We start from the raw sequence: 6,949 nt of genomic DNA on the forward strand, positions 1-6,949 counted from the left end.
CCGCGCCGCCATCGGCTGCGGGAGTCTCCGGGGATGCCGCCGGGTCGTCGTCACGCACGTCCGTCGGGGACTGCGACGACGTCGGATCGGCGTCAGCCGGCGCGGACTCCCGCGAAGGCGCCGCGGCGGAAGTCGACGTGCGTCCGGAATCCGGCGCGGTCGACGCGGTCTGCTCGGGCGGAGTCTGCGGGGCGCACGCGGCGGCGAGCAGGGTGGCGCCACATGCGGCGGCCGCGATGATGGTGCGCTTCATGTCCGATCCTCCCCGGGGCTCGTGCTCCCCACGCTCGCGCGAGTTCGGGGTGAGCCTACAGTGCCCGGCGGATCCGCGGGCGAGTGCGGCGATTTATGCGCGGGATCCGCAGCATTTTTCGGGCTACCCCAAAAGGTGGTCGCCCGGTGCGTTACATCGCTCGTCGGGGGAGTCGAATGCGGCCGCGACCTGGGCGTTTCCATCCCAAACGGGGGCACTGCATTAGGGGGCATCTTCGGTGGTGAAAGGGCATCGGCCCCGGAATTACGCTGAGGGCGATGGCCGCCCGTGTCATCCGGCTCAAGCCCGCCCCCGTACAGGAGTGACAGCGACATGACCATGCAACCACCCGGATTCGGATATCCGGCACCCGTCCCGCCGCAGGCGCGCGGCGGAGGCGCCGCGAAGTACATATGGGGCGGGCTCGCGGTGTTCCTGGTCTCGCTGCTCGTCGGCGGCGGCCTCGCCTGGTCGGGCTGGAAGCCCGGCGGCGACCGGAACATCGCCGAAATGTCCTACATCTCGGCCGATGACCCGGGACCGTCGCCGTTCACCGATTCGGTGGCGAGCGTCGACCGGGACGACATCGTGCCCGTGGCCCGCGAAACCTACGCCGGCGGCGTCGAGGGCGGCACCGAGCAGCTCTACGGCGGCAGCGGCAGCCGGGCGGTGTGCGACGCCGAAGGGCTGATCCGGAACCTCAAGGGGATGCCGGATCGCCGCTCCGCGTTCGCGGGTGCCCTGGGCCTGTCGAACGGGCAGGTCGATTCCTACATCCGTTCGCTGAAGCCGGTCGTGCTCATGCACGACACGTGGGTGACCAACCACTCCTACTCCAACGGCCGGGCGCTGCCCTTCCAGGCGACGCTGCAGGCGGGCACCGCAGTGCTCGTCGACGCGTACGGCGTCCCCCGCGTCAAGTGCGACTGCGGAAACCCGTTGGCGCAGCGCTGGTCCGGATACGTCGTCCCGTCGTCCGTGAAGCCGTGGCCGGGATACGACCCGCGCCGGGTGATCTACATCTACGCGCCGGAGTACCACCGCACGACCATCAACGTCACCAACATCTACAACGAGGGCGACGACTACGACATCACGATCAACGAGAACGAGATCGTCGAGCCGGACAGCCCCGAGCTGGCCACCACGCCGGCGGACATGAACGTCCGGCCGAACGAGGATCTGCTCGACGAGGAGGGTGCGGAGGCCGCGCGCCGCGACGAGTGGGATCTCGACGAAGGCGAGACCGGCACCCGCCCGGCCGAGGGCAAGGACGACGAGGCCGACGGCACCTCCGGCGGCTCCCCCGCGAAGTCCAAGAGCGTCGGCCAGGACGAGGACGGGGACGAGGACGACGAGGGCAAGGACCAGAAGAAGGGCTCCTCGGACATCGATGACGCGACCGTGAGCCTGCCGTCGACGTCCAGCTCCAGCTTCGACGAGGACACGTCCAGCTTCCTCGAGGGCAAGGCCGTGACGTTGAGCGTCCGCGGCCGCGACGAGGACGGCGACACCGCCTCCGGCAAGTGCGACATCGACGTGGAGATCAAGAACTCCAGCGGCAAGAAGGTCGACTCCGAGAAGAAGAAGGGCGCCTCCTGCGCGCAGACCTTCTCCTTCACCGGGCTGAAGGAGGGCTCCTACACCGCGAAGGTGACGGTGGCCGCCAAGACCGGCAAGGGCAAGGCGACGGACACCGTCAGCTTCAAGGTCGTCGACGAGCTCGATTCGACCAGCTCCTCCTCGACGTCGTCCTCGAAGAGCTCCACCTCGAAGAGCTCCACCTCGAAGTCCACGACGAGCAAGCGCTCCTCGACCTCGAGCAGCTCGCCGACCCGCACCACGAACACCCCGGCGACCTCGGAGCCGACGGTCCCGTCCGCGCCGACGACCGTCGACTCGGGCACGGCGCCCGCGACCGGCGCCGACACCGGCGCCGGCACGGATGCCGGCGCCACGGATTACACGACCGGCGACGGCACCGCGGGGGACGCCTACTAGCGGGCCCCGCCAGTGGCCGGGCTTCCCGGCCTCACTCCTCCCAGATCGACCCCGCCGCATCCGTGCGGCGGGTTCGTCGTTTCCGGGGCGTCCAGAGCTCCGGGAATGGCGGGCGGATGGGGCGGAGCGGGCCAAGTCGGCGCCGCACCCCCTCAACGCCGAAAACGCCGACCGGCCCCTGCACGGGGCGGTCGGCGTCGCAAAGCAAGCCCTGCGGCGCCCGCACGAGTGGCGGACGCCGCGGACGGTAAAGCAGGTGGCTAGACCTCGCCGCGGGCGCGGCGGGCCTTCTCCTCCTCCGCCAGCTTCTTCAGCTCTTCTTCCTTCTCCTCGAGCTCCTCGTGGAAGAGCTCCTTGCGGTCCTCGAGGGAGATGTTGCCGTCGAGCTTGGAGAAGTTGTTGCCGTAGCGCTGGCCGAGGAACATCTCGACGGCGGCGGCGAGCTGCTTGGCGTCGTAGAAGTTGAGCAGCAGAATCTGCTTGTCGGTCTCGTCGACGAGCTGGAGGCGCAGGTTGCCGTCGATGTCGATGAGGTTGGCGAAAACCTTGACTCCATCGACGTCGGTGAACGCGGGCTTCTTGGTGGCGGGCATGTGCAGTCCTTTCCGTGGGGGCTTCCACTGTGGGCGAAAGACCGAAAACCCTCGTCCAGTCGATGCGGACCCGGTCAAGGCTCGTCGGTTCTTCCGGGGTGCACCCGAATTCCGTATGCACCCTTTCCATCATCGACATTAATCGTGTTCGGGGTGCGACCGCCCGGTGAGATTCATCGCCGCGCGGGTTAACGGTGATCGAGGTCTCTTGACCTGCGAAAAGTGGTGCAAACGGCCAGGTTCGGGCAATGGACTTCCCCCGTTCGGGTGTCGGGCGAAGTGGGGCCGTCGGGGGTGCGCGTCGAAAAAGCGGGGAATTTGCGGGGTACGGGCGGATTCCGTCCTTCGACGGGAAAACCCCGCCACCGTTTTCGCTGGTGACGGGGTCATTATCGTGCCCCAGGCAGGAATCGAACCTGCGGCACCGGCTTTAGGAGAGCCGTGCTCTATCCACTGAGCTACTGGGGCGCTTCGTCGTCGGCGGTGGCCGGAAATGGCTCCTCGGGCGTCCGCCCGGCGGCCGCCCCCGCTGCGACGCCACAACTTTACCCCACGGTCCGGGTGCCGCCGAACGCCATGATCATCGCCACATTTCGGCCGCATCGCCCCAGCGTGCGTGAACGTCGGCTAACGGTGATCCCCCCGTCGCGTCCGCGCGGCGCGCTGCGTTCCGGGGCCGCGTCTACGATGGGGGCCACGGCCCGGCCGATGATCGGCCCAGGGCAAATCCAAAATAGCGAGGTCGCAAAGTGCTGAAGCCCACGTTCACCGACGTCAACGGAGTCAAGTTCGTCTGCCAGGTGACCAACGATGCGGAGTCCCCGCACCTGGTCGTCTCGGCCGTGCAGGAGGACGGTTCCCTCAAGCCCGTCATGGTCCTGAACAATTACGACGCCAAGTACATGGGCAACGCCTGCGACGTGTACCTGAAGCAGTCCTGGGCGAACCGCTACACCGCCGGCACGCTGTCGGCGCTGAGCGCGGAGGAAATGAACGGCGCGTTCGGCGCCGAGGGCAACCCGCGCGAGTCCAAGTAGTCCATGGGCGGTTCCCTCGTGAATGCCATGGCCATCGACGTCATCGGCATCGGCGCGGGCAGTCCCGCGCATCTGACGCTCGAGGGCGTCGAGGCGCTGGCGGGCGTCGACGTGGTCTTCGCCCTGGACAAGGGCGACGCCAAGGCCGATCTGCTGGATGCCCGCCGCGCGATTCTCGAGGCCCATGCGCCGCACGTGGAGCTCGTGGTCGTCCCGGATCCGCCGCGTGACCGCACGCCGGCCGATTACGGCGGCGAGGTTCGCGATTGGCATCAGGCCCGGGCCGAGGTGCTTTACGACGCCATGGCGCGGTCCCTGCGGCAGCCCGCCGGTAGTCGGCGGCGCGGTGCTTTTCTGGTGTGGGGCGACCCGTCGTTATACGACTCGACGCTGCGGATCCTCGATAGGATCCGGGAGCTCGGCGCGGAACTGGAGGTCCGGGTGATCCCGGGCATCACCGCGGTCCAGGCGTTGACGGCCGCGCATGCGACGACGTTCAACCGCATCGGCCGCCCGGTCCTGGTCACCACCGGACGCCGCCTGGGCGAGCGCCCGGCGGGCACCGACGCCGTGGTCATGCTCGACGGGGGAGCGGCGTGGCTGGACCATGCCGCCGATGACGAGGAGATCCTGTGGGGCGCCTACCTGGGCACCCCGATGGAGACGCTGCGCCGCGGTCGCGTGGGGGACGTCGGCGCCGAGCTGGCGAAGCTCAAGTCGGATCTGCGGGCCGAGCACGGCTGGATCATGGACATTTACCTGCTGCGGCCGGAGGGCACCGGCGCGGCCGATTAGGACGGGCTTTGCGCCCGCCCGCAGTCGTCGGCACCCGCCGTGCTTTGATTCGCCGCGGCTCCCGCCCGACTCAGTCGTCGACCCAGTCCAGGGTGCGCGTGACGGCCTTGCCCCAATTGGCGAAGAGATCGTCGCGGCGGTCGGCGTCCATGTCCGGGGTGAACGTCACGTCTTCGCGCCACATGGCGCGGATTTCGTCGGTGGATTCCCAGAACCCGACCGTCAGGCCGGCGGCGTAGGCGGCGCCCAGCGCCGTGGTTTCGGTGATCACGGGCCGCGTCACGGGGACGCCGAGGATGTCGGACTGGAACTGCATGAGCAGGTCGTTGGCCACCATGCCGCCGTCGACGCGCAGCGTGGTCAGGCTGACCCCGGAGTCCTTGTTCATGGCCTCGACGACCTCGCGGGTCTGGAACGCGGTGGCCTCCAGCGCGGCGCGGGCGATGTGCCCCTTGTTGATGTACCTGGTCAGCCCCACGATTACGCCGCGCGCATCGGGTCGCCAATGGGGCGCGAGCAGCCCGGAGAACGCGGGCACGATGTAGCAGCCGCCGTTGTCGTCGACGGACTTCGCCAGCTTTTCGACGGACGGCGCATCCGGGATCAGGCCGAGGTTGTCCCGGAGCCACTGGATCAGCGACCCGGTCACCGCGATCGACCCCTCGAGTGCGTAGACGGGCAGATCCTCGCCGATGCGGTACGCGACCGTCGTGATGAGCCCGTGGTCGGAGCGCTGGGCGACGGTGCCGGTGTTCAGCAACAGGAAGTTGCCGGTGCCGTAGGTGTTCTTGGCCTCGCCGGGCTCCAGGCACGCCTGACCGAAGGTGGCGGCCTGCTGGTCGCCGAGGATGCCGCCGATGGCGACGTTGTGCAGCGGCCCCTGCCAGCGCACCACTCCCAGATACTGGGAGGAGCTGACGATGGCCGGCAGCATCGACATGGGAATGCCCATGGCCTCGCACAGCGCCGGGTCCCATTCGAGGGTCTCGAGGTTCATCAGCAAGGTGCGCGACGCGTTGGTGACGTCCGTGACGTGCAGCGCCTTGCCGTGGCGGCGCGTGAGGTTCCACGTCAGCCACGTGTCCACCGTGCCGAAGATGAGTTCGCCGCGTTCCGCCCGGTCACGGGCGCCCTCGACGTTGTCCAGGATCCACGAGATCTTCGGTCCCGAGAAGTACGTGGACACCGGAAGGCCGGTGATGCGACGGACACGGTCCTCGCCGACGTCGTCGCGAAGCTTCTTGCAGATCCCGTCCGTGCGCGTGTCCTGCCAGACGATGGCGTTGTGCACCGGCTCGCCCGTGGCGCGGTCCCACACGATCGTGGTCTCGCGCTGATTGGTGATGCCCAGGGCGGCGACGTCGGCCGTCGACCATTCCTCCTCGGCCATCACGTCGGCGATGACCCGGCGGGTGTTGCGCCAGATCTCCACCGCGTCATGCTCCACCCAGCCGGGCTTCGGCATGATCTGACGGTGCTCCATCTGGCTCATGCCGCGGCGGTGCCCGTCGCGGTCGAACAGGATGCACCGCGTCGACGTGGTGCCCTGATCGATCGCCGCGACGACCTTGCCGCCGCCGGGATTGCGCAGTGCGCGGGCGTGCGCGTCGATGAGGGTGGTGAACTGGCCCGGGATCCTCACGAACGTGCTCCGCTACCGCTCGTCGACGGGTCGGGGCTGGCCCTGGTGGCCCGGGAACGGGCGGGGGGCGATGGGCGTGCGGCCCAGGTACCCCTCGATCCACCGGCCCACCACGTGCTTCGCGGCATCGGCGGCATCGGCGACGGTGACCGGCTCCAGCGTGGGGTCATCGACCTCGACGACGCGATCCGGATCGCCCGCGACGTGGATGACGACCTCGGCGCGGTCGTCTCCGACGAGGGTCACCGCGACCTCCGCCAGCAACTCGATGTTCGTCTGCTCTGCGACGGCCCAGCGGTAGACGCGGTCGTTCTCCCAGTCGGCGGCGGCGTCCTCGAAGTACTCCGGGTACACGCCCCGGCCATGGGCGACGGTCAGCGCGGGGGCGTCGTCGACGCGGCCATCCTGGCGCAGCGGGCGGAGATGGAAACGGCCGGCATTGAGTTCCATGGGTTCCATGGGGGCATTCCTCTCGTGCGGCGGAGCGTCCGAATCGACGGAACGGCCCGCATCTCGAACCACCGGAAACGGCGGCTTCATTGCACTCCAGAGTAGTGGATTCGCGGTGCCGGAAACGGAGGCCCGCGAACATTCCCCGGCGCCGCCCGCACGCGAAAAAGCGATCCCC

Annotated in this window: 6 protein-coding genes, 1 tRNA gene and 1 pseudogene; 3 read left to right on the forward strand and 5 right to left on the reverse strand. The window is 68.8% G+C overall.

Going from position 1 to position 6,949, the window contains the following annotated elements; all coding sequences use genetic code 11:
• Nucleotides 1–253: pseudogene (locus GX015_RS11980) on the reverse strand (hypothetical protein); the annotation flags it as partial.
• Between the two features lie 333 nt (nt 254–586).
• Here GX015_RS11980 and GX015_RS11985 point away from each other — a divergent pair.
• Nucleotides 587–2,254, forward strand: coding sequence for a DUF6777 domain-containing protein (locus GX015_RS11985; protein ID WP_291345385.1), 1,668 nt, complete (start codon nt 587–589; stop codon nt 2,252–2,254).
• A gap of 260 nt (nt 2,255–2,514) precedes the next feature.
• On the opposite strand, the gene GX015_RS11990 is transcribed toward GX015_RS11985, so the two are convergent.
• Together GX015_RS11990 and GX015_RS11995 are read right to left on the reverse strand one after the other, a co-directional pair.
• Complete coding sequence (locus GX015_RS11990; RefSeq protein WP_291345386.1) at nt 2,515–2,847, reverse strand: hypothetical protein; 333 nt, start codon at nt 2,845–2,847, stop codon at nt 2,515–2,517.
• 395 nt (nt 2,848–3,242) lie between these two features.
• A tRNA-Arg gene (locus tag GX015_RS11995) sits at nt 3,243–3,315 on the reverse strand.
• A gap of 281 nt (nt 3,316–3,596) precedes the next feature.
• Between GX015_RS11995 and GX015_RS12000 the strand changes: the two genes are divergently transcribed.
• Both GX015_RS12000 and cobF read left to right on the forward strand, forming a co-directional pair.
• The gene (locus tag GX015_RS12000) at nt 3,597–3,884 is read left to right on the forward strand and encodes a hypothetical protein (protein WP_291345387.1); all 288 of its coding nucleotides are present in this window, start codon (nt 3,597–3,599) and stop codon (nt 3,882–3,884) included.
• A gap of 3 nt (nt 3,885–3,887) precedes the next feature.
• Entirely contained in the window at nt 3,888–4,679 is a 792-nt protein-coding gene (gene cobF, locus GX015_RS12005; RefSeq protein ID WP_291345388.1) for a precorrin-6A synthase (deacetylating), read from the forward strand.
• A gap of 70 nt (nt 4,680–4,749) precedes the next feature.
• Here the strand turns inward: cobF and glpK are convergent, their stop codons facing one another.
• Both glpK and GX015_RS12015 read right to left on the reverse strand, forming a co-directional pair.
• On the reverse strand, nt 4,750–6,270 hold the full coding sequence (glpK, locus tag GX015_RS12010; protein ID WP_291345390.1) for a glycerol kinase GlpK: 1,521 nt from the start codon (nt 6,268–6,270) through the stop codon (nt 4,750–4,752).
• A gap of 63 nt (nt 6,271–6,333) precedes the next feature.
• Nucleotides 6,334–6,780 (reverse strand): hypothetical protein, encoded by a 447-nt coding sequence (locus GX015_RS12015; protein WP_291345389.1) that lies wholly within the window; start codon nt 6,778–6,780, stop codon nt 6,334–6,336.
• Between the last annotated feature and the right edge of the window lie 169 nt (nt 6,781–6,949).

It is taken from the genome of Corynebacterium sp. (assembly GCF_012837295.1).
Classification (GTDB): domain Bacteria; phylum Actinomycetota; class Actinomycetes; order Mycobacteriales; family Mycobacteriaceae; genus Corynebacterium.